Source organism: Promicromonospora soli (assembly GCF_014653785.1).
In the GTDB taxonomy this organism is placed as follows: Bacteria; Actinomycetota; Actinomycetes; order Actinomycetales; family Cellulomonadaceae; genus Promicromonospora; species Promicromonospora soli.
This window is the reverse complement of sequence record NZ_BNAS01000017.1, coordinates 1-2483: the sequence shown is the minus strand read 5'-3', so window position 1 is coordinate 2483 and position 2483 is coordinate 1. Positions and strand designations below refer to the sequence as shown.

Sequence of the window (2483 nt, the reverse complement as noted above, 5' to 3'; positions counted from 1 at the left end):
CCCAGCCTCCGGCGGGGCCCCGCGATGGGGCCCCGCGCTGCGGGCCGCGAGCGGCCCTCCGCGCACCCCACCGCACCCCACCCAGCTGGGGCAGAGAAGTTAGGTAGCTGTCGCAATCTGAGCGATCGTTTGCGGCATCGCTGCAATGAGCCCCACCGCGGTCGGCATGAAGAAGGTGTCACGGAACTTCGCCCACTTCCCGTCAGGGTTGGCTGCCTCCGCTGCCCTGATACCGACCCAGAGGGCGTCGAGCGCCGCCATCGTTTCGCTCTCTCCGTAGACCTCGAATTCGCCTACGCAGGTCTGTACGTGGCGGACCGTACGTTGGATGTGGAGCTTTAGCCGATCGTCCAACACATCGTCATCCGCCAGGGTCGCCAAGACGTCCTGAAGACGGCTCTCCAAGACCTGCATCGCGGTCGGGTCCAGCTTTGGCCTTGTAGGCGGGTGATCCAAAATGTCAGCGAGCTGATCAAGGACATCCATCGCGTGTTCGGGGAAGTCCAACACCGCTTTGCTCCCGCCCGGCCAGCCGGTCGCGACACAGAGAACCGCGTGGGTCCACGAGAGGAACGCCTTTTCGTATGCCCCGACCCGCCGGCCCGCAGCTTGGAGCTCGTCGATCTCAGTGAAGATCTCGTCAAGCAGGACCATCGCACGAACCGAGCGCATGAGACCCACCCGGCTTTGCACCTCCCGACGCTCCAGGTTGGTAGCTCTCGGGTCGTCGCGCCAGGAGACGAATATCTCGTGAAGTTCGGCGGCTGGGTTCAGCATGTCGAGAGCCTACTTACTCGTTGGGTCCAACGACCGACTTTGGTAGCTCACCAACAGAACATCACCCGGTGCCCTGAGGCCCCCTTATCCGCGCCCGGCCATCGCACAACGGGTGGAACCACATCGCGCACGATCCGTAGGACGCGGACGGTCACGGCGGCAGGCGCCCGTAGCCGGCTACGTCGAGCACCCGCCTAACAACCGCCCGCCCGAGGCCGGCGAGCCAGACCATCAGGCGTCGGACACGAGCCCTGGGGAGCGGTGAGCGTGTCATCTCACCAGTGGAACGATGTCCGGCTCTCGGAGGATCTTTATCGACGCGGCACCACGTCAAGGCCGCTCCGCGTCACTGCGTGATGGCGCAAGCGCCAGCCTTGACCCGGCACCACGCCGACAAAGAACGTGGCAGGGAGCCGAACGACGCCCCACCCCGAACGCGCCAGGTGTTCGCCCTCCCTTGGACCGCGACCTGCGGCATCATCAACGAGTGAAGATTGACGACTGGTGGGCCGGCCAAGGCAGCGAGCGGTACTGGATGGAGATCACCAACCGGGGCGACCTTGGAGGCGACCTCCTGGCTCCCCAGGCGAACCCGGACGGGAAGCCGATCTGGCACTACACGCTGGTGCAGTACACCGCCCCCGGTGACATCGTGTTCCACTGGCACAAGAGCTGGGCCGGTACTCCTGCGATTGTCGGCTGGTCCGAAGTCGTTGGACCCCTGTCCGCTGACGCCATGGAGTGGCAGGCTCAAGGAACCGTCGGGCGTGCCCGAGGACACACGGACGTCCTTCCCAACTGGGTGATGCCGCTCGGTGGCTTCACAGAGTTCGAGCGGCCAGTCACGACGCCGATGCTCAACCCCCATTTCGATGACGTCATGAGCAAGGTATCCGGCAAGAAGTACGGGCCGTTCATTCCCTACCAGCCGGGCGTGCTGCGTGCGACGCAGGCGTACCTCACGAAGTTCCCGTCCTCGCTTGTCCCGCGTATCACTTCGCTCGCCAAGTCGACGGTTCCAACGCCGCCCGACGACCGCAAGCAGGACAACAAGTCCCGGGGAACGAAAGGGGGACAAGGTCGGCTTGCGGATCCCGTACTCAGGAAGGCCATCGAGAACTACGCCGTCGATGCCGCGATCCAGCACTACAAGGCGATCGGAGCGACGGATGTTGAGATCTTGGGAAAGCCGTACGACCTCAAACTGACGCTCCACGGCCAAGAGCGCCACATCGAGGTGAAGGGCACCACTGTCGACGGCGCAGTTCGCGTGGTCCTGACGATCGGTGAGGTAAACCACGCGCTTGAGTGGCCCCGGACCGACCTGTTCGTACTGGACGGAATCGAGTACAAGCACCAGGTCGCTAGCGGGTACAAACTCACTGGGGGAACATCCCGGGTCTGGGTCGACTGGCAACCAGCCGAGGCCGGGCTCCACCCCACCGAGTTCTCCTATGACCTGCCCGACGTGAACTAGGCGGTCGGCCGGGGGCTCGACCCCAGCCAGCGCATCTGCGGATTACACACGGGTTACACGCGAGCACGAGAAACGGCGGCTAACGCTGCACAACGTCGAGAGACGAAAATGCAGGTCAGCCGCCGTTCCTAGGTATCGCCGCAGGACGGTCCGGTCAGACCATCAGAAGTTGATCATGTGCCCGGTAATACCGTGGATCGACTCCTGCAGCGCCTCCGACAGCGTCGGG

General features: G+C 64.3%; 2 protein-coding genes. One reads left to right on the top strand and one right to left on the bottom strand.

The features are described 5' to 3' along the window. Positions 1-99 precede the first annotated feature (99 nt). The gene (locus IE250_RS24290; RefSeq protein WP_189671900.1) at positions 100-777 is read right to left on the bottom strand and encodes a hypothetical protein; all 678 of its coding nucleotides are present in this window, start codon (positions 775-777) and stop codon (positions 100-102) included. Between the two features lie 487 nt (positions 778-1264). On the opposite strand from IE250_RS24290, the gene IE250_RS24285 reads away from it, so the two are divergent. Next, the gene (locus IE250_RS24285) at positions 1265-2254 is read left to right on the top strand and encodes a protein NO VEIN domain-containing protein (protein WP_189671899.1); all 990 of its coding nucleotides are present in this window, start codon (positions 1265-1267) and stop codon (positions 2252-2254) included. The last annotated feature ends 229 nt before the right edge of the window (positions 2255-2483 follow it).